Annotated in this window: 28 protein-coding genes and 1 pseudogene; 6 read left to right on the forward strand and 23 right to left on the reverse strand. The window is 36.2% G+C overall.

All coding sequences use genetic code 11. The features are described from left to right. Nucleotides 1-4 precede the first annotated feature (4 nt). The 6 genes from KH893_RS08085 to KH893_RS08110 form a co-directional block, all read right to left on the reverse strand. A complete protein-coding gene (locus tag KH893_RS08085; RefSeq protein WP_281165647.1) occupies nt 5-196 on the reverse strand; it encodes a hypothetical protein in 192 nt (63 codons plus the stop codon). Nucleotides 197-294: 98 nt separating this feature from the next. Further along, nucleotides 295-906, reverse strand: a complete 612-nt coding sequence (locus KH893_RS08090) for a phosphatase PAP2 family protein (RefSeq protein WP_281165648.1) — start codon at nt 904-906, stop codon at nt 295-297. 106 nt (nt 907-1,012) lie between these two features. Continuing rightward, the gene (locus tag KH893_RS08095) at nt 1,013-1,786 is read right to left on the reverse strand and encodes an ABC transporter permease (RefSeq protein ID WP_281165649.1); all 774 of its coding nucleotides are present in this window, start codon (nt 1,784-1,786) and stop codon (nt 1,013-1,015) included. A 5-nt stretch (nt 1,787-1,791) separates the two neighbouring features. Then, complete coding sequence (locus tag KH893_RS08100; RefSeq protein WP_281165650.1) at nt 1,792-2,715, reverse strand: ABC transporter ATP-binding protein; 924 nt, start codon at nt 2,713-2,715, stop codon at nt 1,792-1,794. 214 nt (nt 2,716-2,929) lie between these two features. Then, entirely contained in the window at nt 2,930-3,349 is a 420-nt protein-coding gene (locus KH893_RS08105; RefSeq protein ID WP_281165651.1) for an OsmC family protein, read from the reverse strand. A gap of 144 nt (nt 3,350-3,493) precedes the next feature. Further along, on the reverse strand, nt 3,494-4,372 hold the full coding sequence (locus KH893_RS08110) for an NADP-dependent oxidoreductase (RefSeq protein WP_281165652.1): 879 nt from the start codon (nt 4,370-4,372) through the stop codon (nt 3,494-3,496). A gap of 156 nt (nt 4,373-4,528) precedes the next feature. On the opposite strand from KH893_RS08110, the gene KH893_RS08115 reads away from it, so the two are divergent. From KH893_RS08115 to KH893_RS08125, 3 genes are all read left to right on the forward strand, one after another. Next, complete coding sequence (locus KH893_RS08115) at nt 4,529-5,821, forward strand: Y-family DNA polymerase (protein WP_281165653.1); 1,293 nt, start codon at nt 4,529-4,531, stop codon at nt 5,819-5,821. Continuing rightward, on the forward strand, nt 5,799-6,128 hold the full coding sequence (locus tag KH893_RS08120; protein ID WP_281165654.1) for a hypothetical protein: 330 nt from the start codon (nt 5,799-5,801) through the stop codon (nt 6,126-6,128). The genes KH893_RS08115 and KH893_RS08120 overlap by 23 nt, the downstream gene beginning before the upstream one ends. 173 nt (nt 6,129-6,301) lie before the next feature. After that, nucleotides 6,302-6,868, forward strand: coding sequence for an LOG family protein (locus KH893_RS08125; protein ID WP_281165655.1), 567 nt, complete (start codon nt 6,302-6,304; stop codon nt 6,866-6,868). 96 nt (nt 6,869-6,964) lie between these two features. On the opposite strand, the gene KH893_RS08130 is transcribed toward KH893_RS08125, so the two are convergent. The 10 genes from KH893_RS08130 to KH893_RS08175 all read right to left on the reverse strand — a co-directional run bounded on the left by KH893_RS08130 (nt 6,965) and on the right by KH893_RS08175 (nt 17,574). Next, on the reverse strand, nt 6,965-7,804 hold the full coding sequence (locus tag KH893_RS08130; RefSeq protein WP_281165656.1) for an energy-coupling factor transporter transmembrane component T family protein: 840 nt from the start codon (nt 7,802-7,804) through the stop codon (nt 6,965-6,967). Further along, entirely contained in the window at nt 7,797-9,509 is a 1,713-nt protein-coding gene (locus KH893_RS08135; RefSeq protein WP_281165657.1) for an ABC transporter ATP-binding protein, read from the reverse strand. The genes KH893_RS08130 and KH893_RS08135 overlap by 8 nt, the downstream gene beginning before the upstream one ends. Nucleotides 9,510-9,512: 3 nt before the next feature. Continuing rightward, a complete protein-coding gene (locus KH893_RS08140) occupies nt 9,513-10,073 on the reverse strand; it encodes an ECF-type riboflavin transporter substrate-binding protein (RefSeq protein WP_281165658.1) in 561 nt (186 codons plus the stop codon). 338 nt (nt 10,074-10,411) lie between these two features. Further along, entirely contained in the window at nt 10,412-10,714 is a 303-nt protein-coding gene (locus KH893_RS08145) for a MazG-like family protein (RefSeq protein ID WP_281165659.1), read from the reverse strand. Nucleotides 10,715-10,741: 27 nt separating this feature from the next. Continuing rightward, nucleotides 10,742-11,677 (reverse strand): NAD(P)-dependent oxidoreductase, encoded by a 936-nt coding sequence (locus KH893_RS08150; RefSeq protein WP_281165660.1) that lies wholly within the window; start codon nt 11,675-11,677, stop codon nt 10,742-10,744. A gap of 16 nt (nt 11,678-11,693) precedes the next feature. Further along, nucleotides 11,694-12,191 carry a GNAT family N-acetyltransferase gene (locus tag KH893_RS08155; RefSeq protein WP_281165661.1) on the reverse strand — a complete coding sequence of 166 codons (498 nt, stop codon included), beginning with the start codon at nt 12,189-12,191 and terminating at the stop codon, nt 11,694-11,696. Between the two features lie 28 nt (nt 12,192-12,219). Beyond that, nucleotides 12,220-13,248 (reverse strand): zinc-binding alcohol dehydrogenase family protein, encoded by a 1,029-nt coding sequence (locus tag KH893_RS08160; RefSeq protein ID WP_281165662.1) that lies wholly within the window; start codon nt 13,246-13,248, stop codon nt 12,220-12,222. An 83-nt stretch (nt 13,249-13,331) separates the two neighbouring features. After that, complete coding sequence (gene codA / locus KH893_RS08165; protein ID WP_281165663.1) at nt 13,332-14,570, reverse strand: cytosine deaminase; 1,239 nt, start codon at nt 14,568-14,570, stop codon at nt 13,332-13,334. Further along, nucleotides 14,571-15,932 (reverse strand): cytosine permease, encoded by a 1,362-nt coding sequence (locus KH893_RS08170; protein WP_281165664.1) that lies wholly within the window; start codon nt 15,930-15,932, stop codon nt 14,571-14,573. It lies immediately after the preceding gene. 226 nt (nt 15,933-16,158) lie between these two features. Beyond that, complete coding sequence (locus tag KH893_RS08175) at nt 16,159-17,574, reverse strand: amino acid permease (RefSeq protein WP_281165665.1); 1,416 nt, start codon at nt 17,572-17,574, stop codon at nt 16,159-16,161. Between the two features lie 328 nt (nt 17,575-17,902). Between KH893_RS08175 and KH893_RS08180 the strand changes: the two genes are divergently transcribed. Further along, nucleotides 17,903-18,268 (forward strand): DUF1304 domain-containing protein, encoded by a 366-nt coding sequence (locus tag KH893_RS08180; RefSeq protein ID WP_281165666.1) that lies wholly within the window; start codon nt 17,903-17,905, stop codon nt 18,266-18,268. Nucleotides 18,269-18,314: 46 nt separating this feature from the next. Here KH893_RS08180 and KH893_RS08185 read toward each other — a convergent pair whose 3' ends face one another. Beyond that, entirely contained in the window at nt 18,315-18,821 is a 507-nt protein-coding gene (locus KH893_RS08185; protein WP_281165667.1) for a GNAT family N-acetyltransferase, read from the reverse strand. Between the two features lie 158 nt (nt 18,822-18,979). Between KH893_RS08185 and KH893_RS08190 the strand changes: the two genes are divergently transcribed. Together KH893_RS08190 and KH893_RS08195 are read left to right on the forward strand one after the other, a co-directional pair. Next, nucleotides 18,980-19,180, forward strand: a complete 201-nt coding sequence (locus tag KH893_RS08190) for a DUF1659 domain-containing protein (protein WP_281165668.1) — start codon at nt 18,980-18,982, stop codon at nt 19,178-19,180. 21 nt (nt 19,181-19,201) lie between these two features. Beyond that, nucleotides 19,202-19,432, forward strand: coding sequence for a DUF2922 domain-containing protein (locus tag KH893_RS08195; RefSeq protein ID WP_281165669.1), 231 nt, complete (start codon nt 19,202-19,204; stop codon nt 19,430-19,432). An 84-nt stretch (nt 19,433-19,516) separates the two neighbouring features. Here KH893_RS08195 and KH893_RS08200 read toward each other — a convergent pair whose 3' ends face one another. From KH893_RS08200 to KH893_RS08225, 6 genes and pseudogenes are all read right to left on the reverse strand, one after another. Next, nucleotides 19,517-20,536 carry a glycosyltransferase family 2 protein gene (locus tag KH893_RS08200; protein WP_281165670.1) on the reverse strand — a complete coding sequence of 340 codons (1,020 nt, stop codon included), beginning with the start codon at nt 20,534-20,536 and terminating at the stop codon, nt 19,517-19,519. Between the two features lie 84 nt (nt 20,537-20,620). Beyond that, complete coding sequence (locus KH893_RS08205) at nt 20,621-21,034, reverse strand: GtrA family protein (protein WP_281165671.1); 414 nt, start codon at nt 21,032-21,034, stop codon at nt 20,621-20,623. Nucleotides 21,035-21,115: 81 nt separating this feature from the next. Beyond that, nucleotides 21,116-21,934, reverse strand: coding sequence for a tyrosine-protein phosphatase (locus tag KH893_RS08210; RefSeq protein ID WP_281165672.1), 819 nt, complete (start codon nt 21,932-21,934; stop codon nt 21,116-21,118). Then, nucleotides 21,876-22,589: pseudogene (locus tag KH893_RS08215) on the reverse strand (CpsD/CapB family tyrosine-protein kinase). Before KH893_RS08215 ends, KH893_RS08210 begins: the two are co-directional and overlap by 59 nt. Nucleotides 22,590-22,654: 65 nt before the next feature. Further along, nucleotides 22,655-23,419: a YveK family protein gene (locus KH893_RS08220; protein ID WP_281165673.1), complete on the reverse strand. Its 765-nt coding sequence runs from the start codon at nt 23,417-23,419 to the stop codon at nt 22,655-22,657. Nucleotides 23,420-23,434: 15 nt separating this feature from the next. Next, nucleotides 23,435-24,403 (reverse strand): LCP family glycopolymer transferase, encoded by a 969-nt coding sequence (locus tag KH893_RS08225; RefSeq protein WP_281165674.1) that lies wholly within the window; start codon nt 24,401-24,403, stop codon nt 23,435-23,437. Nucleotides 24,404-24,518: the final 115 nt, after the last annotated feature.

Genomic DNA, 24,518 nt, shown 5'->3' on the forward strand with positions numbered 1-24,518 from the left:
TAAATTATTTATGATCATCAGTAAAAGTTGAAATCAATAAAATGATCGTCATAATAAATGCGAACCCAAAGCAAGCAATATCTCCGAAAATTACCATTTGTAGCGGAAAACCCCAAGAAAGTCCTAAAAAAATAACCACCATCAAGCTTAACGCAATGATAATCAAAATCGCATATAGTTTCTGAATTGCAGACAAATTAAGTTCCTCCGATTTACAAGTTAATTTAATTGTCTACTAAATCTTATTTTTTTGCAAGGTATCACTGTTGATAAAGTCAATTGGAATCGTTTGCTTTAATTATCCTTTGGCGGCGAATTAGGCGGAAAAATAATTAAACTAATCTCAAACCAAGCAATCGCCAGCAAAACTCCACCAAGAATATCGGAGAAATAATGCGCCTGTAAATATAGGCGCGATAAAATGACCAAGAAAACCATTAGAATTGCTAATAACTCAAATAGTCTGTAAAGTCTTACTCGACTATGCTCCAGCCAGTAAACCATCATTAACGTTGCAAGCGTAATTTCAAAAGTATGGGCACTTGGAAAACTATAACCAGCGACTGTTTTTAAAGGATCAACAGGACGTGATCTCTGAAATATCAACTTGATTATTTCCATGAAAACATAGCCTCCAATGACTGTCCAGCAAAAAGATTTAAAAGGATAAAAATCATCTTTTCTTAAAATACAAAAAAATCCCCAACTATAAATAATTACCAAGATTGGGTTAAAAATCTTAGCAATTATAATAAAAAAAACCGACAATTGACTATTGACCATATTTCTGAAAAAGTTACTGATAATTAAATCATTCTGAATAATCAGTAATTGTCGATCACTGATCAATGCGCCTAGGATAATAAAAGCCATTGTTGCAATAATTACGATAACTAATCTTTTCATTATGTCGCTTTAAAAAAGAAGACTGGGAAAATTTTCCTCAGCCTTACAAACCTTTCATAAAATATAATTATCAATCATTTATTTTGAGATGATATTTTAACAATTTTTAAACATTCCGTCGCTGAAAGACAAAATAACCTAATGCTAAAAAGATTACTAGATAGACTAAGTTTCCGATGACCATTTGTTGAGTTGAAAGCAAGGTCACGGTTTTAGCAGTCGGTTCCAATAACTGTGTTGATAAGTTCATCATGTTGAATGGGTTCCATTTCAACCATTCCCACTTACTCATCAGTAAGAACATAACGCTTGAAATTAAATTAGTAGCAAAATAGCCGACAATTCCGACCGTGATTGCAGCCCCATTGCTCTTGAAAATATTAGCTAAGAGAAATACCAAGCTCAGTAGAAGCCAGAGTGTCATAAAGCTTCCTAAAAAACCTAAGAACATAATCTTCAGATACGACATATGGTTAGCATAAATTGCCGTAAATTTAAAAGTTGAATTAAATAAAGTAACTTTTAAAAGTAAAGAAATCACGAAAGTCATAATATAATAGTATAACGAGTACAAAAAAACCGTTAACCATTTACTAATTAAAATCTGTCCTCGATAATAACGTCGGTATAATAGCTCTTTAATTGTACCATGTTGAAATTCCATGGCAATAATTGAAGCAGCCGCAGCAATCAAAACAAACAAACTCCACATCAATCCACCAAATCCATCTAGAACAGCAGATGCAGGATCAAATAAATCTGATTTGCTTTTGACCAAGATAGCTGTGCCAATCATAATAACTAACTGGATCACTGTTAAAATCAAAGTACTTCTTTTATGAAGCAACTTATAAATCTCCTGTTTAACTAATGTAATCATCAAATTTACTCCTTTACTTGTGAATCTTGTTCATGTTTGCCTAAAATATTCAACAGTGATGTTTCCAAATCGTTTTGCTGATGCGCTACATCAACCAAATTGATTTGCTGAGCACTCAGAATTTGAACTAATTTAGCCAACTGATTGGGTTCACTTTGTTCAATTTTCAGTTGATCTTTAATTACTTCCAGGTGGTAACCAGCGACTTGTAAGGCCTCAGCTGCTTTGATATTGTCATCGGTTTTTAAAAGAATGAATTTTTGATCAGCAGTTGCCAAATCAGCCATTTTGGCTTGTTTGATAATTTTTCCTTGATCGATTACTATTACTTCATCAACAATTTTTTCTAATTCGCTCAAAATATGACTCGAAACCAAAAAACTAGTGCCTTTTTTAGCCTGCGAAATAATCAAATCACGTAAATCTTTAGTTGCTTGTGGATCTAATCCATTCATTGGTTCATCCAAAATCACTAATTGTGGATCATTCAGCAGAGCTAGTGCAATTCCCAACTTTTGTTTCATTCCTAATGAGTAGTTCTTAGCTTTTTGATTAATGTAACTATCAATTTTTAATGTTTCAATGATCTGTTGAATTCGTGATTGCTTTTGGGGGCCATCATTTGCAAAAAGCTCCAAATGTTGATAACCAGTCAAAAATGGATACAACCCTGGATACTCGATCAAAGCTCCAACTTTGTCTAACACTCGATGGCTAGTCATAGTTACCGGCTGGCCTTGAATCACAACTTGACCACTTTCCCATGAAAACAAACCTAAAACAGCTTTCATAATCGTTGTTTTTCCTGCGCCATTTGGTCCTACTAAACCAACTACTTCTCCGGGTTGTACATTGAAAGAAACATCTTTGAGTACATGCTTTTTCCCAAAAGATTTATTCAAATTGGTAACAGTTAAAATATCTCCCATATTTAATAAACTCCTTTAAAATTACCTGACTACTTAAATAAGTTTAGCAGCATCTAAACAGTTTAAGTACAGTCTACCATGAAATTTAAAAAAACCCTAACAAAGCCGAATCCAGTTCAAAGGAGAACTAGCTATTTAAAGACCTTGCTTTGTAAAAGTTACTTTAATTAATATTATTGCTTATGCTGAATCTTTCATAAGCCGACAGTTAGCTCTAAATGTTTTCGATTTTAAAATCAAATAGAATTTCTGGATCTAATGATGAATGGACCGTACAGTATTTAATCACCGAGTTGATAAAAGTTCTTTCTTTCTTAGGATCTAAAGCTGTTCGCAAATAAAAATGGACGTTGATTGCTGCAACTTTGGAAGTCTTATCAGCAAATCGTTTAACTTTTCCAGTCGTGATGATTTCAAACTTCTCTAGCTTGATTTCTGGATGATTCTTGGCGATGCTTTCAGCTGTAATTGCCAAACAACTATTGAGTGCCATTAACAAATATTGAACTGGATTTGGTGCAGCTGCTGTTCCCCCAGCTCGCACCGGTTCATCTGCTAAAAGCGTATACTCTCCAGTTTGGGAACGAACCTGATAACCAATCTGTTTTAGTATGGATTTCACTTCATAAGCCATAAACAATTCTTCCTTTCTAAATTATTGCTATTTGCAAACTATTACTAATATTAAAATTGCAACTAACAACAAAGCTGTTTCAAAAGCAAAATAGCTTTGTTTCACATTAATCTAATGAATTATTAGCTGCTGCTTTCATTTTGACTAGAATTTAAGAACTAATTTCCCAAATTGATGCTGTAAAGTTTGAAAGGTTTGTAAATTTTTTAAATTAAAAGGTGCAACTTGGGCGATTTGAACTTTAATTCGATTTTGTGCAACAGCCGCCAACAATTTTTCCAAGCTCTGACCATTCGATTTCATTGAAAATAAGTTACAGCGTCTATCAGAATATTGCTTGACCGTTGACCATAGTTTTCCTTCACTTGTTAAATATTTAAGATACGTTAAAACTGGTTGATTGCCGACTAAATCAATAATTGCAGCTATTGAACTAAGCTGGAATGTTGAATCAATAATTTCAACTTGCGGAAATTGCTGCTTTAGCTTAGTTGTCGAAGTTGAGCCAGTCGTTACATAAATTTTTGAAAAATGATCTGTTAATAGCTGAATTAGAATTTGTCCTACATTGCCACTTGCTCCATTGATCAATAAAGCTCCGGTCGATAATGAACTTTTTAAAACCTCTTCAGCTAATTGCCAAGCAGTTTGTCCGCTAAGAGCGATTGCTGCAGCTTGAATGTCAGTTACATTATCAGGAATAATCGCAATCTGTGAACGGCCAACTGCTGTATATTCTGCATAACTTCGAAAATGCGGACTAGCAGCTACTCGCTGTCCGACTTTTAAATCCGTTACCTTCTCACCAACTGCACAGATTCTTCCTGCCAACGATGAGCCCAAGATTAACGGCAGCGGATTGTTGACTTTGACTTTCCCCGACCGAACATGACAATCATAAGGCTCGATTGCGATTGCCAGATTTTGCAGCAAAATTTGTTTCGGCTTTGGTATTGGTCGCATAAGTGATATAGTCTGCAAAACTTCAACATCTCCTGGTTTAGTCATTGCAATTGCTCTCATGATACCCCTCCTTATATATATGCTTATAAATGGTTAATCTTTCTTCATTATAACTTTTTCGAACAACTTCTTGCAGTATTTAAGTTATCGCCACTTGAAAATTCGAACGTATGTTTGTATAATTTAATCAAGGCATCACATTGTGAGGTGAATATCATGAACTATACAGATGAACCACATGGAATTTTTTTCTTAATTGATAATAAATCATTTTATGCCAGTGTCGAAAGTATCGAACGTGGCCTAAATCCTTTGCAATCAATTTTAGTCGTTATGTCTGAACAAGCTAATACTAACGGTGGGTTAGTTTTAGCAACTTCCCCGCAAGCCAAGAAGCTTTTTGGCATCCGCAATGTTGATCGCTGGCGTGATTTACCGCAAGATCAACGCTTATTGATTGTTCCGCCAAGAATGAATCTATATATTCAAAAAAGTTTAGCAATTAATCAAATCTTTACTCATTTTACTGCTGAAAATGATATTTATCCTTATTCAATTGACGAGTCGATTTTAGATATGACTCATTCTTGGCAACTTTTTGGCAGAACCCCACAACAGGCTGCTCGCCGCATTCAATTGGCTGTTCGCCGACGATTAGGCCTTTACACAACTGTTGGCATTGGAGAAAATCCCATTCAGGCTAAATTAGCCTTGGATTTGTTTGCTAAGCATTCACCTGAACTGATTAGCGAATTAACTTATCAAAACTTTACCGAACGTGTTTGGCCAATCACTGATTTAACCTCAGTGTGGAGTATTGGCAAACAAACAGCTGCTCATTTGAAGCATTTAGGGATTCATCAAATCAAAGATTTAGCCTTAACCGATCCATTTGAACTGCAAAAAGAATTTGGAATCATTGGCACTCAACTATTTGCCTTAGCTTGGGGAATTGATCGCAGCCAGTTACAAGAAAATTTGCCTGTTAAACATCGCAGTTTAGAAAATTCCCAGGTTCTGCCGCGCGACTATACAGATCAAGCAGAAATTGAAGTTGTGATTCGAGAAATTGGTCAGCAGGTAGCTTCCCGCTTGCGTCATCGCCACCTAGTAACCAGCTGCATCCATTTAGGAATTGGTTTTTCACTAACAGCTAAAACTAATCGCCCTGGTTTTGCTCATGAACTTAAAATTCCAGCCACTGACGACACTTTTGAAATCAATCGTCAGCTGCTTTTCATTTTTCATAGTTATTGGCATTATGAACCGCTCCGCCGGATTGGAATCAGCTTAAGCCAATTATCACCTAAAACCGGTGATCAACTTAACCTATTTACTCCGTCTGAAAAACAAATTAAAAAAGTTATGTTCAATCAAGTAATCGATCAAATTCGTGACCGTTTTGGTACCAGTGCTATTATGTACGCTAATAGTCTAGTTAACGGGGGAACCTTTCGCCAGCGAATTGGTTTAGTAGGAGGTCATAATGGTGGCAACTCATTTGAATAATAGTGATTTTGAAGCCCAGATCATTAAACAACGCTTAAAATCATATTTCACACCACATGTTAAAGCTCGATATGAAATTTTAGTCGTTGACGATGCTTTTGCACATTCTTATAACTTCTTTTTTAACATTTATCGTCCATCCAAACTTCCGCATTCAATTCCCTTACGACGAATTACGCTTTATCATTTGGAATTCTTAGAAGATATTGTTACCAATATCCAAACAGAATATAAGTTTTCTTTTGTATTTCGTAATTTTGGTAAGCAACGTTGGCCAAGTAATTTTGTCTTAATCGCAAAACAGTAACTAAATTCATTAAGAATTAAAAAATTATTGATGAATTCGTTGAAGACTAGTTATTGCTTTCGATAATAGGTTTACATTGCCCCGATAAAATCAGAATTATACTTTGTTTTGAAACTCTAACTTGCTACAATAGATGATAGTTACTATATATATAAAATCAAGGTGATCATTGAATGGGAAAAATTGCTGTCTATTGTGGAGCCTCAGTTGGAAATTCAACTTACCAGCGAATTGCAATAAAAATTGGCCACTGGTTAGTAGAAAATAATTATGATTTGGTTTTTGGTGGTGGTGGTGGTGGCTTAATGGGCGTCTTGGCAAAAACCGTTTTGGCTGATGGTGGCAAAGCTTATGGCTACATGCCTGAAAATCTTTATCGGCGAGGAGCTGCTTCTCAAACATTAACAGGTCTGACAATCGTTGAAAATATGGCCATCCGTAAACAAAAAATGATGGCGGCCGCCGATGTGTGTTTGGCTTTGCCAGGCGGAGCCGGTACGCTTGAAGAAATTTCAGAAGCTTACTCTTGGGCTCGGGTTGGTGATAATCCAAATCCTTGTATTTTATATAATGAAGATGGATATTATGATCTATTACAGCAGTTCTTTTGGAAAATGGTGATGAAAGGCTTTCTTTCACAAGAACACTATCAAAAACTTTGCTTTGCCAAAAATCTGCAACAAATTAATGATTTTATTGCAAATTATACTCCTCCAAAGGTTCGAGAGTTTTATAAATAAAAAGCTCAATATTAATACGACCTCCAAAAGTTAAGCTAAAGTTCAATCTTTTGGAGGTCTTTATTTAGACAATAAAGTCTAGTTTATAATCTGTAACTAATTTTTAAATGGATTCCAAAAACGTCCCTGATTAACTTTAAATAAATAAATTCCCAGAATTACCCAAGCTATAATAACTACTAAGCTCAAATAATCAGCAATTTTAAATGGACGTGCCATATACCAGGTCCTTTTTTTGCTCCGTCCAAAACGACGTAGTGCCATCGCCTGGCTAATGACCTCAATTCGTTCTAGACTAGTAAAAATCAAGGGCAATAGAATACGGACTGCTCCGCTAATTCGTTGTTTAAATGGTGCTTTTTTAGACATCTCGTAGCCTCGAGCTTGTTGTGCTAGGCTAATCGTTCGATAATCATGCTGAACTGTTGGAATATATCGGAGGGCAATTTCGACTGCATAGCTGATTCGATATGAAAGGCCAATTTTATTCAAACTAGCTGCAAACTCACTAGGATTGGTTGTTAACAGAAAAATCAAGGCTAATGGCACTGCAAAAATGTATTTTAATAATAAATTGAATAAATAAAACAATTCTTCCCACGATAAATTAAAATAATGATTTGGCGAACCAAAAATCAGATGCTGTGTACCATAAATTTGTATTCCATAGCTGGGATTAAAAACATAAACCATTAACAAATTGAAAACAGCCAAAGCAATGATTACTTGGATGATCAAGGCTACCTCCCGATACTTGATCTGGGCTTGATGAAATAAAAACAATGACATGATTAAAATTCCTAATAAGAATCGTGTATCAAAGGTTATCATGCCAATAATTGAAAAGCTAATAAAGCCAATCAATTTAGTGCTGCCACTCAAGCGATGCAAAAAAGTCGGACGATCAAGATATCCAATAAATAAATTATTAGTCATGCTGACGTTCCTGCCTTTCTGTCTGAATAAACTTAGCAATGAATTCATTAGCAGATGGCAAGTTGAACCTTTGCGTTAAATCATATAAACTAGTTCGAGCTAAAGAAGCCTTTTCAATGATTTGATTATTGGTTAAAACTTCCGCTGGAGTTGCATCGGCTAATAAATTACCAGCATTTAAAACCAGTGTGCGCTGAGTATATTCCAGCATCAAATGCATATCATGCGTAATTAGAATAATCGTCAAGTTTTGCTGTTGTTGCAATTTTTCCAAAAATGTCATAATTTCTGTATAATGTTTTAAATCTTGACCAGCTGTTGGTTCATCCAAGATCAACATTTGCGGCTCTAAAACTAAAATTGCTGCAATCGTTACCCGCTTTTTCTGTCCAAAGCTTAAAGCCGCGATGGGCCAATGACGCATTTCATATAAACCACAAATGTGTAAAATACGATAAACTTTATTTTTCACCTGCTCTTCTGGAGTTTTTCGTAAACGCAAACCACTGGCTACTTCATCGAAAATTTTAGTTTGTGAAATCATTTGATTCGGATCTTGTAAAATATATCCAATTTTAGCTGCTCGCTGTTTAACCGATAATTTCAATAAGTCTTCTCCAGCAAATAGTATTTGTCCAGCTTGCGGCTGCAAAAAGCCAGTAATCAAATTGCTAAGCGTCGACTTGCCGGTTCCATTTTGACCCACTAAACTTATCATTTCACCACGATAGATAGTCAATGAAAGCTGCCTGATAATCGGTAGTTGTGGTTGGTAGCCAAAAGATAAATCCTTAATTACCAGCAATGGTTGATTTTTAACAACTTCCGCATTCAAAACTGTGGTAGTATTCCACTGCTGTAACTTGTCAGCTAAACCAACAGCCGTTACCTTTTTTGAATCAAGCAAGTTTTGACAAGACTGCAAATTAACACCGCACTGCTTAATCGCACTTAAATATAAAGGCTCACGTAAGCCAAGCTGAGGTAATAAATTGTCTTTTAGGATTTTTGCTGGAGTATCATTGGCAACTATTTGACCATCCTGCATCAAAACTAACCGATCAATTCCAACCTGCAGTGCTTCTTCAATTCGATGCTCAATAATGATTACTGTCAGTTCTTGTTGTTTAGCTAAACGGTTTAATAACTTCATCGTAGCCCGACCAGCTGCTGGATCTAAATTAGCTAATGGTTCATCAAAAAGTAAGATTTTGCTTTCATCGATCAAAACCCCCGCCATTGCAACGCGTTGTTTTTGCCCACCAGAAATTTCCTGAGGCGAATGCTTTAAGAATTCCGTTAAATGCAGCCTTTCAGCCCATTTTTTGGTCGCAGTAATCATTTTTTCTTGAGGCCAGCAATCGTTCTCTAAAGAAAATGCCAGATCCTCAACGACTGTTAAACCAACAAACTGACTATCTGGATCCTGCAAAACTGTCCCAACATCAAAAGACAGCTCAAAAATCGAGCTGTCTTGAAGGTGATGACCATTGATCAAACAAGTTCCACTCAGCTTGCCCGGATAAGCCTCAGGAATTAAACCATTGATACACCGTCCCAAAGTCGATTTACCCGAACCAGATTCACCGGCGATCAAAACCTTTTCACCAGGAAAAATCTCAAGATTGATTTTCTTCAAGGTCGGCTCAGCTTGACTGTCATACTGAAAATTAAAATTTTGGAACGTGATGATCGGTTTAGTCATAATTTAGTCTTCCTTTTTTAAACTACCGCGCTTAGTACGTGTCCGAGCATAGAGAACTAGAAGAATCGTCCCAATAATTGCTACTGACACACTATTTACCAACCAAGTTGTCACACCTTGTAGATAGACTTTATTTGCCGGTTCATGATAGATCAGGATATCTCCAGTTGGGGCTAATAAAACCCAACCAATTAAATTTACAATAACTTGATAGATATTAAACCAGATCAGTTTGGCTTTCGTTAATGAACCATTTTGAATATCCAGTCGATTTTTAAAGAATCCAAAAGCTACGCCCACTAAGCCATCAACAACGACCCAAGTCCACCAAGGAGATCCATATGTTACAAAATCGTTCAATGCATGTCCAATGAAGACTGCCACCCCGGCTACAATTGGCCCATAAATTGCTGCTAATAAAGGTAAAAAGCCTTCAGCAACATTGACCTGAGTATTAGGAATCCCGGTCGGAATAGCAACAAATTTCATTAAAACAAAAATAATAGCTGCACCAATTCCTGTTGCTACAACTGACTGGATTGAAGAATTAGAATTTTTCTTCAACTAAATCATCCTTTCCTTTAATTATTAATCAAGCAGTAAGTTACGAAAATTAAAAACGTCCCCTCAATTATTGAAAGGACGTTTTCACGTGGTACCACCATTCTTTGCCTGCCACAAAAAGCAAGCCTCATTAACTGATAACGGTGAGTGACCGGGATCAATTGCTTGACCCGTTTAAATAGAAAACCATTTTCATTGGACATTGATCAACCGTTTTTCAGCTGCCACGGCTCTCTGTCTAATCTTTGAACAATTACTAATTTCCCAACTTTTGCTGATTTACCGAAATTTTACCGCAATTTTGCTTAAAAATCAATTTAACAGCCAAAACGACTCAATTAGTAAACTTGATGTTCCAGCCATTTTTGCATTTTTTTCTGTAAAAGAGTTTCTAACTCTGCTGGTTGGCAATCAAGTTTAACTAACATAGCCACTGTGACTAATAAAACATCAACCAATTCTTCCTTTGTGTCAGCTAAATCAAGATTTTTATAATCATTTCCCGAAACACGATTAGCAGCTAAATAAGCTTGGGCTGCTTCACCTGCTTCTTCCATTAATTTTAAAAACTGCTGTTGGACAGTTTTAGGTTCCTGTTTAGCAACGGCGATAATTTTAGCTTGTAATTGCTGGTCAATCATTGATCACAAGATCCTTCCTAATAAAAATTAATACCCGGCGCCTAAATCAACCAGATTCCGTAAGGGTTGATTGGTTAAATAGCTACTCAAATTATCGCTGAATAACGGGAACAATTCCTGTCGAAAATGTGGCAGCAAGCCCGAAATATGCGGTGTTACAAAAACTCGCGGATGATGCCAAAGAATGCTATTTTTTGGCAAAGGCTCATGTTCGAAAACATCAAGATACGCACTGCGAATATATTCATTTTTTAATAAATTTAATAAATCTTTTTCCTTGACAGCGCTGCCGCGACCAACATTAATGAAAGTATAACCTGGTCGACACTGTTGCAGCATATTTTGGTCAAAAAAACCAGCTGTTGCTTTCGTTCCAGGTAGAACCGAAATTAAAAAATTAATTTTTAATTGCTTCGACAACTGTTGATAAGCAGCCATCGTTATAACACGATCAAATACATCACCTAATGAGTCATCCATCCCATGACGATTGACACCCCAAACCTGCATCCCCAAAAAGCGGCAATAACGACCGATTTCACGGCCAATTTTACCAGTCCCAAAAATTAAAGCTGTTTGTTCACGACTTTCCAAAACATCTGGTTCAAACCATTCGCTTGGACGTTGAATAATCTCTCGTAATCCCCGATTTTCAAGCAAAATATAACTGGTAACCGTTTCGGCAATATAACGACTGTGCAATCCTGAAGCATTGGTCAACAAAATTTGCTTATCGGCAAATTCTCTTAACGGCAAATAATCAACTCCTGCTGACTGAGCTTGAACCCATTTTAAATTAGGATTTCGTAAAAAGACCTGTTTTAATTCAGCTCGCCAACCTAAAACAATCTCCGTGGTAGCTGCAATTGACGGATCAGTTGAGAAAATAATTTGTGGAAAAGCTTTAGTTAACTTTTCAAGTTGCTGTTTTTGGGGTTGGACTAATAATAATGCCTTGATCATCAGCTGCTGCTTCCTTTCATAAAGTTAAAAACATGTTATGCCATTGTTCACCAGCATGTTTTGAGCTTGATATCCCTTCATCAATAAAATCATTTTTTTGGTAAAAAACAACCAGTTTTGTTAAACAAGTCAAGGTAAGGCCCCTTCGCCGTTGCCTTTTTGCTTGCTGTGCCAAAGTTTTTAGCAATTGGCTGCCGATGCCCTGATTTTGAAAAATTGGTGCAACTGCCAAACTTAAAACAGCTTGATACGGTGCTTGAGCTGTTGGTAAATTAACAGTTACCCGCTGATAAAGATCATCGCTCAAATAACGTTGTCGAATGGCCGGACCAACTAAATAGCCTAAAAGTTTTTCTCCCAAATATGCACCTAAAAAAGTCTCTGGGATTATTTTAATTCTTTCCGCCATTGCTTGAGGACTGGCAGCCTCTGCAGCAGAAAAGTCTTTATTTTCAATTCTCATAATGGCTGCTAAATCAACCATTTTAACTGCATGAATTTCAATTTTCTGCACTTGTTTTTCCTTTCAATAATCTGTCTTATTATTTAGTGATCACAAGTTTTCCGATTGAATGATTAGTCTCGATTTGCTGATGTGCCTTTCTTAAAGTAGCCGCGTTAATTTGTTGCATGGTTTTCTTTAAAGTTGAACGTAACGTTCCTTCATCCAATAGCCGTGAAACTTGTTCCAAAATCTGATGTTGAGTAATCATCGTCGGCAACTGATAGTATGACTCGGTATACATCCACTCCCATGAAAAAGTTGCACTTTTAGCTTTGATCAAACTTAAATCCAATGGTTGATGATTAGCAGTAATCGAAGTAATTCGCCCATTTGGTTTGATCATCTCGGCTATTTCTGCCCAATGCCCATCAAGATCGTTTAAGCCCAGAATCAAATCAACGTATTGAACGCCGGTCTGTCGTAACTGCGGCGTTAATGGTTGACGATGATTTAAAACGGCGTCAGCCCCCAAATCTTTGACCCAAGCGATAGTCTCTGGACGAGAGGCAGTTGCAATTACCCTTAAACCAGCTAACTTTGCTAATTGAATTGCAATTGATCCCACACCGCCAGCACCATTAATAATCAACAAAGTTTGTTTGGCATTTTTTGATGACTCAGTTAAATTCACCTGCAATTTTTTAAACAATGCTTCCCAAGCAGTTAATGAAGTCAAAGGCATCGCAGCAGCTTGTGCCTTAGTTAATTTTTGAGGTGCATGGCCAACGATTCGCTCGTCAACTAATTGGTACTCAGCGTTTGAACCTGCTCGTCTAACATCACCGGCATAAAAAACTTGATCACCCGGTTTGAACAAGCTGACTTGCTGACCGACAGCTTCAACCGTTCCTAAAGCATCCCAACCTAAAATTTTAGGCTGTTTTAACTCTCCTGATGTTGAACGACGAATTGCCGTATCAATTGGATTAACTGAAATTGCCTGAATTTTAACTAATAAATCATGACCCGTTGCTTGCGGTTTGAGCGTTTCAAAATCAAATAAACTTTTCGGGTCACTAATTGGTAAAGCCGTCTGGAAACCAACTGCCTTCATTGTTTCAACCATTTAAATCACATCCCATTAATTTTTTCCACTATGCTATTGTTACACTTTACCATCAACCAAAACAAATTTGCTGTTTTGACTGCTTAGTCGAAAAATAGTTGGCTACTAGCTGGCGTTGTTTTAGCTAAGATTTTACCTTGGCGAATATTATATAGCACTTCCGCATGCTGATTTAAAACTTGATAAAAATCAGTGCCATTCAGTAAAATACAGTTGCCAGCTTTGCCAACCTCGATTCCGTAATCATCATTAACCTGCAAAGTTTTAGCAGCATTATAAGTAACATATTTATAAGCATTTTGCAGCTGTTGGTATCCCATCAACTGCCCAGCATAAACCCCCATTTGAACTGGATCAAGCATATTACCATTTCCTAATGGATTCCAAGGATCTTGAACATCATCCTCACCAAAGGAAACATTAATTCCAGCCGCCGACAACTCTTTGATTCGTGTTAATCCGCGCCGTTTAGGATAAGTATCAAAACGACCACCCAGATGAATGTTTACTAACGGATTTGAAACAAAATTGACTGCGGACATTTTTAAAAGGCGAAATAATTTATAGGTATAAGCATCATTATATGACCCCATGGCTGTCGTATGACTGGCTGTAACTTTTTCTTTCAAACCTGTTTCATAAGCTAGTGTTGCTAATACTTCGAGGTTCCGGCTGGCTGGATCGTCAATTTCATCGCAGTGTACGTCAACGAGAACATTATACTTTTCCGCCAAGCTAATCAGATACTTTAAAGAATCTGCGCCATAAAATTGATTGAACTCATAATGTGGAATACCACCAACTACATCGGCACCTTCCTTAAGCGCCTGTTCTAATAATTCCTTGCCATGAGGAAATGACAAAATACCTTCTTGCGGAAAAGCAACTAATTGTAGCTCCACAAAATCTTTTAATTCGGCTTTAAGTTCCAATAAGGCTTGTAAAGCAATTAAATTTGGGTCCGTTGTGTCAACATGACTGCGGACAAACTGAATCCCATACTTGACCTGTTTCATGATCGTTTTCTTCGCCCGCTGTTTAACATCCGCAATTGACAGATTTTTTTTCCGTTCTGACCAAATTCGTATACCATCAAATAAAGTACCAGTTTCATTCCATTCAGGCTGACCAGCAGTGAGAGTCGCGTCCAAATGAATATGTGAGTCAATAAAAGGTGGTAACAGTAATTTTTGTTGACCATCGATCACTTGCTCAGAACGCTCAGCAGTTAAGTTAGTTCCGATTTCGGAAAATTTCCCAGCAGTAATTCGAACATCCATTAATTGTTTTTGATTATCGACATGAACATTTTTTATTAACATTTAGGCCGCTTCCTTTCGAAAAAAACTGGTTAAAAGCCAGTAAATTAAACCGCTCAATAACATATCAATATAGGTTGCACCAATTGTTTCTTGGAAAAAAGGAATTCTTTGAAGTAAGAAAAATCCTCCAATTCCAATTAACCAAGTAATGATTGCTACCCAATGAATGCCATGGTGATACCAATAAGCTCCATTTTTCCGGGTTAGTTCAGTCAAATTATACTTCATTTTGGCACAAAAGAAATAATCAACGACCAAAATGCTAATAATTGGTCCCAAAACCATTCCAACATAATCCAAAAATGCTGTAAAAGCATCTAAAAAGCTGCCAAAAATCATCGGTATAAAAGTTACTAAAGTCGCTAAGATAGCAACGATCCACAATGAATATTTCAGTTTCAATTTGGGAAATATATTTGTTAAAGCTGAACCAGCCGCCATTAAATTGACGGCATTAGCTGTCATACTCGTTAAAATAATTACTAAAAGAGCTAAGATGCCTAAACCAAGTCGACTAGCAATCGAACTTGGATCAGAATTATTTGGATCATAAGCTCCTGATGAAATTGCAATGCTAATTGTTGCAACTAGACCGATAAAAGCAAACCACATTACTCCAACTAAAGCTCCTAAAAAAGGCATGACTGTTGCTGAACTGGCTTTTCGATCAAAACGCGTAAAATCAGCACCAGCAGTCACCCAGGCCAAATTAAAGGCAGCGACGGTATCGACCGCCGTTCCTGGAGCTAATTTAAATTTGGCTGGAACATTCCAATTAACAATTTGACTAAGAGAAACAGCTTGAAAGACAACAACCGTTTCCCACAATACAAAAATAATCACTAAAATAATTCCGATGCGTTCAATCAATTGGACTGAACGTGAGCCACTAGAAATACTGATAATATGTAAAATGCTCATTACAATAATTCCAAAAATCATTCCTTTAAGCCCACCAATTTTACCATAAACTGGCCAGCCTAAAAGATCATGCAATAAATAGCTAACTGACATCGCTGCAATAAAAGTATTCACCGCTGTCCAACCAATAAATTGAGTAACATTAATTAAGGAAGGTAAAATACTCCCACGAATACCGAAAGAACCACGAGCAATACCCATGGTTGAAATGCCAGTTTTAAATCCAATATAACCAATCAAGGACAAAAAGATATAGGCAAGTGCTGAAGAAAAAAATAAAATTTTTAAGGCTAAAATAAAACCACAAGCAGCCATCACACCACCAATGTACCAAGTACCATTGTTCGCATTAGCTCCAACCCAAGTCGCAAACATATCCCAGGCATTGGAATGCCTCTTATCTAATGGAATGTGAAAATTTTCTCTTTGTTGATCATTCATTTGTTTCAGCTCCTTTGTATTTATAGAATTTATTTTACTTGATTTTGAAACAAATAGATATTAAATCTTTGCAATCAAGCAGGAGATAAATGGTTAGTTCATTTACCGGCTTCTCTCCGACTACTATGGTCTATAATGAACTTTCACCAAAGTTATCACTCATGCCGGGCGCACGTAAAAACGGCCGCTACCATGGTAACAGCCGTTTCAAGATTAAAAAATATCTTTACTTTGCGTTTAAAGCAGAATGTTTACGACCATAAGCAAAATATAAAACCATGCCAATTGCGAACCAGACAACAAATCTTAACCATGTCTCCCAGTTCAAACCAATAATCAAAGTAATACAGAAAATGATTGCAATAATTGGTGTGAATGGAACTCCAGGTGCGCGGAAACCACGATGAATTTCAGGATGGCTCTTACGCATCCACATAATTCCGGCAGAAACTAAGACAAAAGCTGTTAAAGTGCCAATATTAACCAGTTCAGATAAAATGTTCAGGTTGATAAAGCCCCCAGCAATCGCCGTTAAAATTCCAAAGAACCAAGTTCCCTTAAATGGAGTTTTATATTTTGGACTAACATCGCCAAAAAATTTTGGAAATAAACCGTCACGGGACATTGAATAACAAATTCTTGATTGTCCATACAACTGAACCAAGATAACTGTGGTCATCCCTAAAATTGCGCCTAAACTAACAATCAACGCCAGCCAGCTTTGACCAGTTTGGTGTAACACAGCTAAAATTGGTGCATTCAAATATTTACTGAAGACCGTATACTTAACAACCCCAGTCATGATCAAGGTCATAGCAATGTATAAAACAGTTGAAATCAGCAGTGACAATAGGATCCCGCGTGGTAAAGTTTTACTTGGATTGATTGTTTCTTCAGCACTTGAGGCAATAGAATCAAAACCAATGAATGAAAAAAATACAATTGATGCAGCTGGTAAAATTCCAGCCTTAGCACCAGCATGATAACTATAAAAACCATATGGTGAAAATGGCACCCAGTTATGTGGTTTAATAAACCAGACGGTACAAATAATGAATAAAATAATAACTGCTAATTTAATAATAACCATTGTATCATTAACACGTTTTGTCTGATTGATACCGATTGAAATAATCCAAGTAATCACTAAAACAATCAAAAATGCTGGTAAATTAAAATAAGTTGTTACTCCTGGAGTTGTTCCTGCAGCGGCAGTTAAAACTGTCGGAATATGAATCCCCATTTCGGATAGTAAATTCAGAAAATACCCAGACCAGCCAACGGAAACTGTTGCAGCACCTAAAGCATATTCCAGAATTAAATCCCAACCAATTACGAAAGCTATAATTTCACCAAAAGCTAAATATGAATAAGTATATGCAGAACCAGCTACCGGAGCCATTGAAGCAAACTCAGCGTAACAAAGACCAGTAAAACCGCAACAAATAGCAGCTAAAAGAAATGAAACTGATAATGCCGGGCCAGCCGTTAAAGCACCTTTACCTGTTAAAACAAAAATACCTGTTCCAATAATGGCACCTATTCCTAAAAACGTTAGATCCATAGTTTTCAGCGTCCGTGTTAATGGAGTTGCCTCTACCAAAAGATCATTGACGTCTTTTTTTCGAAAAAGTCCACTCATGAAAAACCATCACCTTTCATCAACTATGATTCACATTCTATAATTGAATTTTAATCAAGTCAAATCATTAAGCCAGTCTCATGTCATAAAAGGTAACATATTGAGTTTATATTTTTAGTTATTCCTATGCTTTAAAAGAAAATAACCGGTTCCATTTTTTATATCGACTTATATCTTGTTAGATACTTTTGATTATTTGAAAATATCTCATTTTTAAATTAAGAGAATTATTTTTTACTTTTTTAAAATGAAATTATTTCAACATTGATTTAAAGACTGTTATTTGGTTTAATGGCCTTAAACGCATTGCAAAAAGGAGTTATCTAATTTGAGGATCATAACAGATATTTTTATTTTATTAGTTGCTGTTGAGGCTTTGTTAATCATGTTAATGGAAGTTTGGGGAAATGATCAGCAATTAGCCAAAGCGTTTGATCTTGAACTGGACTATATAAAACAGCCTGCTGCTCGGGTAGCAATGAGTAACCAGGGCGTCTACAATGGTTTTATTGGTGTGGGTTTATTATTTGCACGTTATTTATTGCCTACTAATAGCCAGGTAACTGTTTGTTTATTATTTACAGGTTTTGTCGTTGTCGCTGCGATTTGGGGTAGTGTAACTGCAAAAAATTTTAAAATTTTGTTTGTTCAAGGGATCCCGGCTTTAATTGCAACATTGCTATTACTAATTTGAGTCTAATAAAAAGGCAGCAACTTAAATCTAAGCCTCTGCCTTTTTATTAAACTCTGTACTTTTTTCCAAAGATATTTAAATCGCGCTGAATACCATCCAAGACAGCTACTTTTGGTAAATGGGCCCATTTCTGATAGCCAAAGTCAACAAACAAATGCTGACTAGCCAAATTATGGCCAAAAATAAAAGCTAGCACTGTCTCAATTTGATATCGCTCGACCTGAGTTTCCAAAAAACTCAAAGCTTGTTTTCCCAAGCCTTGCCTCTGATATGCCTGATCAAGATATAAACTCACCTCAGTTGTATGCAGATAAGCCGGCCGACCATAAAAATCGCTTAAACTCATCCAACCAATAATCTGCTGATTTAAATTTTTTATTACCCAAAGTGGTCGGTTTTTGCTTACATTATGATTTAAGAACCATGGCTGCTTCTGACTAACGGTTAGAGGCCTTAAATCAGCAGTTGATCTTCTCGTATTAACTGCTTGATTATATATATCGACAATGATTGGTAAGTCGATCAAGTTGGCAATCTCAAATGTAATGTTCAATCTTCATCCACTCCTAACTATATTTAAAAGTTCTTTATGTAAATTCACAAATTTTTACAACTTCACTCAAACTTATTTGTAACTTTTACAAGCTACAGGCTTAACTCGTTAATGCTAATGTAATCCGGCGCTGAGATTACAAAAAAGGAGGAGTTCAAATGAGTACTACATGGATTAAATCAAGTTTAACGTCAACAACTACCAGTCAGGATGGCAACACGCGTAAGCGAACATTTAATAACCTTCGTTCAGATGCCACAGCTGAAAATATTGCCAGTTTTGGTGATGTTTTAGCAACTCTGACAGGTTTGCCAACTGAAGCAATCAATCTGACCACTGTTTCCAGTATTTCAAAATAACACCATCAAAGGGGATAAATTATGAAACAACTTAATCTGATATTTTCCGACCAAACTGGAAAGAACAAAAACACTTTCCGTTTAACTTATGCTAATGAAACTCTTGATCAAACAACTGTAGCAAAAGCCATGAACGATTTAGCTGCTCTAAATCTATTCATTGATAAAGATGGTCAGCTAATGTATGTAAAACCAATTTCAGCTAAATATGTTGAAACAGTTGAAACACCAATTATTGCTGGAGCTGAATAAGTACAAAAGTTAAACCAATTATTTTAAGTCATCTTTGACAAAAGAGACTGGGATAAAATTAAATTTTCCCAGTCTTTTTGTATTTTAATTAAAGCCATACATCTTTCTAGCAATTTGATAAGCACTAACAGCTGTCTTTCGACCAAATTTTCCAGGTAAATTGACCCCAATTCCAAGCAAGCTGCGTCTCAATTGGTGATACAGTCCTAAATCTTGGTCAGCGATATATTCCCATAGTTCATCTTTTTTATGCAAGCTTTGCGCAGTTCCATCTTTAATTAAGAGAATTGAAGAAATTGTTGTTATAATTTCAAGATATCTTTTCATATAATTTGAAACTTGTTGTTGCTTATCAACCTCATCAAGATAATATTTAACCATCTCCCGATTAATCCACAATTGTTGATCAATTCTTTTTAACATTACTTTTTCATTAACCGATTGATCTTCACGCCCAATAAAATAATGGTACAAATCAAGATTTAAATAGCATAGTTTTTTTACAAACGGAAGTGGTTCAAAAGCATACAAATTATCTTCATAAAACATGTGTGCTGGAAGTTTTAAATGTGCTTCTTCTTTTAAAAGCTGAGTGCGATAAATTAACGAATGCATGATTAAATACTTTCCAATCGGAAACTTGACCTCATCCCAACTAAATAATTGTTCCTGTGGTAAAAATGAGGTATATTCCATAGCTTTTTTATGTTGCACTCCAAGTTTGTCATAGATAAAGTTGCTAATCATTAAGTCTGGTATCTCGTTTTTTTGATAACTTGACTTTAAAAATTTCAGCATTTGATGATAAGCAGCGACATCGAGCCAGTCATCGCTATCGACAACTTTGAAAAATTTACCGGTCGCAACCGCTAGTCCCGCATTAATAGCCGCTCCATGTCCACCATTCACCTGATGAATTGCGCTAACTTTATCGGCGAATTCTCTCTGATAGTAATCTACTTGCTCAGGCGTATGATCGGTTGAACCATCATCAACCAAAATAATTTCAACATCCTGACCACCGAGAAGTAATGAATTAACACATCTCTCTAGATAATCTGCTGAGTTATAACAAGGGACTACAATGCTCAAAATCTTTTCCAAACAAAAAAACTTCCTCTCTGTACGCTTTCAAAATTTAAAACTGATTCTTTAATAATTATAAAGAAAATAAGACTATTAGCCAAGCTATTTTTGTAAATTAAAAACCCAAAACCGTTGACCAAAATAATTTATCGCGGTGAACAAAACTGCTCCCAACAATAAAGCAACGTTGTCTTGAATAAATTGACTTTCCGTACTTAACCAACTTCTAATTAAAGGTTTTGCTAAACCATAAGCAATTACATAGCAAATTAAAATGTTGATCGTAAACTTCACTAGTTGCTGCCAGTCATGAGTATGATTTTGAAAAGTAAAATACTTGTTTAAAACAAAACTTAAAATACTCCCCAAAGAATAATTTGCAGCTGAAGACCACCAATATGAAAGCTTAAAGAAATCATAACAAAGAAACATAATCGCCGTACCAAACAAAGTATTAACAATTCCCACTAAAATAAATTTAAAGCCAGTCGTTTTAAATATTTTGGCTTTTTTCATTGAGATCTCCTAACGTTTAAGATTTAAAAAGCTTTCACTACAAAAATGACTGTCTCAAAAAGTTTGACACAGTCACTTCTTTTAGAAAAGCCAAAAATGTTTCTTCTTTTTGGTTTCAACTTTTGAATATCCTCGAGCTAATACTGGATCGCCATTTAAGAGGTTCTCAGCATTTTGCTCATACTCATCAACAGAATTTTGTCCATGCCGCTCGCGCAATTTGACCATCGCTTCACGTAAAGCAAACTGTCTTCCCTTTAAAGCATGCGCATCGGAAGCAAAAACCTGAACTAACCGATGATCAACTAATTTTTCCGAAATTTCCTGAACATGTTGTCCAAAACCACCAATATAACTAGTCGCAGTCAACTGTGCTAAAGCACCTTCACTAATAAAATCATACAAAAGATTCAAGTTTTCTTGAATACCATGATTACGTTCTGGATGAACAATTACCGGAGTTGTCCCCAATTTACGAATTTCAAAAAACAAACGCTTAGCATATTCAGGAAGACTTCCATGCGGAAATTCGATTAACATATAATTCTTTTGCTCGTCAATTCCCAACAAGTCATCATATTTTTCAATCAGATCACCATTAATGTGAACCTCTTGCCCGGGAAAAATTTGTAAAGGAATCTGATGTTGGTCAAGTTCCTGTTGAAACTTTTCAACTGCCTGAAGCACATCAGTTTTGTGATTGACATAATCACCATCTAAATGATGAGGAGTTGCTAAAATGTGTGTTATCCCTTCAGAAACCGCCATCTCCGCTAATTTTAACGAATGTTCTAAATCAGGTGATCCATCATCAATACCCGGCAAGAGGTGACAATGCAAATCAATGAGCTTGCCGCTTTTTGTCAGTTTTGCCATAGTATCCGTAGCCATAGTAACCATAATAGCCTCCTCCACCAGCATTTTCAACATCATTTAAAACTGTACCGATGATTTTAGCTTTAACTTGGTTAAGTGCATTAACTGAACGCTTAACAGCTTCTTTTTCGGCAACATTTTTCCGGACAACTAAAACCGTACCATCGACCTTCGTACCCAAAATTTAGGCGTCAGTTACCGATAATATCGGCGGAGCATCATAAATTACTAAATCAAGCTGCTCAGATAGAGCCTTGATCAAGCTATCCATTCGATGAGAACTTAATAATTCGGCTGGATTAGGCGGAACTGGTCCACTTGGCATGACAAACAAATTATCAATTGAGGTCGCATAGATCGCTTCATTAACGTCAAATTCACGATCAGTCAAAAAATTAGTTAAACCCTTAGGATTAGAAATACTGAAGGTCGCATTGATCGTTGGACGCCGCATATCAGCATCAACTAAAAGGGTATGCAATCCCTGATTTGCAAAAGTAACAGCTAAATTAGCCGCAATTGTTGATTTGCCTTCAGAAGCAATTGATGACGTAAGCATCAAAGTCCGATAGTTAGAATCCGCATTTGAAAATTGAATGTTCGTCCGTAACGTTTTAAACTGTTCAGAAATTACCGAACTTGGAGAAGCTGCTGTAATCATATGAACGCCATTTTCCATTGAATCAGTTGAAAGTGGTGCCTTTTTTTTACCAAGATTAAAAATATTAAGCATAAACTATCCTCCTAAACCCGTCGATGTTTTGACTCTGCTTGCTGCGAGACAACCACGCTAACTGCGTGCCGACTGGTACTGCGACTCATGTGACTGACAAATCCTAAACTCGTCAATCCTAAATCTTCGGTTAAGAATTTTTCGTCCCGAACTGAAGTATCTAACAAGTCACGCACGACAATCAAGGCAATTCCAATCAAAATACCAACAACAAAACCTATCAAAACATTCAATTTAATTATAGGTGAAACTGGACTAGTATCAGCTTTAGCCTTGGTAACGACCGTAACATTATCAACCTTCATCATTTTCTTGATTTTTTTACTGAAAACTTTACCAATCGTATTCGCAATATCTGCAGCTGTGTAAGCGTTGGTATCGGTAACTGTTACACTAACTACCTGTGAATTAGTTTCATTAGAAATCGAAACTGCACTTTCTAAATCAGCTAAGCTTCCTGCATAATTATCTTGCTGCTTAACCTGCTTTAACACGGGAGACAAAATTACCGGTTTAGTCAAAACATCCTTATAAGTATTGATCGCCTGTAAGTCAGCTTGCTGGACATTATACTGCAATGCACTATTATCAACTTTTTGGTTTACTAATAAATCAATTGTTGCACTATATTTAGGAGTCATAAAAATGAATGAAACACCTAAAGCTATTAGAATTCCAATAACTCCCCAGGCAATGATTCCCCAGATATTTTTCCATAATAATTTGACAAGTTGTCTTAAATCAATAACTGTCTCGTTGTTTGTTTCCTCACTCATTAACTTGCTCCTTAATTATTTATTAATTTCCAAAGCCGTTTTTAAAACTTTTGTTACCTTACTCAAATTATTTTGCGATACAACTTCATAGTCAACACCATCAATTTGTTTGCCAACTCCTTGTAGCTGGTATTGCTTAATATTGCCGGCTTGACGATAATCGGTAGCCAAGGTTTTCATTTGAGCAAAAGTTAAATCTGTCTTTGTATTGCTTGATACTGCATTCAAGATACTACGATACTTTAGCAAATTATTGAACTTCATTCCTTTTTTAACTAGGGCTGTTATAACTTGTCGCTGCCTTAATTGACGTCCATAGTCCCCACGTGGATCTTGGTAACGCATCCGCGTGAAAGCAAGAATATTATTCTTATTGATCGAAACTATACCCTTTTTGAAGTGAAAGCCTAAATTTGTAAAGTCTAAATCATTATTTACTTCAACTGACCCAACTGCGGCTGAAAGCTGAACTAACCCTTTCATGTTCATTTCAACGTAATGATCAATCGGGATACCTAAATAACTTTGAATAGTATTCATTGCTAAACTAACACCACCGTATGAATAGGCAGCATTAATTTTATTGTTAAATCCATGCCCTTGAATTGCCACTTTAGTATCTCTTGGAATACTTACTAAAGTAGTTTCTTTTTTATCAGGATTAATAACTGCTACCATGATCGTATCAGTACGACCACGATAAGTTCGTCCATATTCTCCCGTATCACTCCCCAATATTAAGAGAGAAAAAGGTTTTTTATTCTTAATAACAGTATTACCGTTACGCTGACTTTTATGTTTTACACTTTGATATGTAGTATCAGCAGCCTGCTTTGCATCGTGATACAATTTGTAAGCTGCTAGAGCATCAAAAATTAAAAAGATTGCTAAAAAGCCGAGTAAATATCTCCAAATCCGATTTTTACGCCGATGATGACGATGATGATTATGGCGATGATGTCTTACATCTTCATTTTTATTCAAAAAAGTCACTCCAAATCAAAAAATTTTGAAGAACATCCTTTCCAGTCAAACAAACACCAATATTATACCAATTTTTATGTTAAATTTAAACAAAAATTTGACTGCCGCAGTAGTT

Origin of the sequence: Liquorilactobacillus sicerae (assembly GCF_029916425.1) — a bacterium.
Lineage (GTDB): Bacteria > Bacillota > Bacilli > Lactobacillales > Lactobacillaceae > Liquorilactobacillus > Liquorilactobacillus sicerae.